The sequence below is a fragment of the Brachyspira catarrhinii genome, assembly GCF_005518285.1.
GTDB lineage: Bacteria > Spirochaetota > Brachyspiria > Brachyspirales > Brachyspiraceae > Brachyspira > Brachyspira catarrhinii.
The window spans coordinates 1-392 of the sequence record NZ_SJDU01000817.1; the positions used below are offsets into that span (position 1 = coordinate 1).

Here is a 392-nt window from a genome sequence, read left to right on the forward strand (position 1 = left end):
TGGCTGTTCAATACGCGGTTAAACTTGGAGCTGATGTGACAGTTTTCGATATAACCGAAGACAAAAGGCAAGACGCTTTGAATATGGGAGCGGTTAAATATGTGAATGTAAATAACCCGAGCGATTTGCAGAATTTTGAAAATACTTTGGATTATATAATCAGCACTATACCAACAAGATACGATTTAAATATGTATATGGCTATGTTGAAAAGAGGCGGCGAGATGGCGGTTTTGGGACTTCCTCCGAGCGAAAATAATCCGAGTTTGAGCATAATAGATTTGGCGATAATAAACGGAAGCAGAAAAATATTCGGTTCGTTAATTGGCGGAATAAGAGAAACTCAAGAGATGCTCGATTATTCGGTTGCCAATAATATTTATCCCGAAGTT

General features: G+C 38.3%; 1 protein-coding gene. It reads left to right on the forward strand.

Annotation, left to right across the window (positions count from 1 at the left end; genetic code table 11):
* Positions 1-392: zinc-binding dehydrogenase (locus EZH24_RS13555; protein ID WP_137999497.1), on the forward strand; the 392-nt coding region annotated here is incomplete at both ends.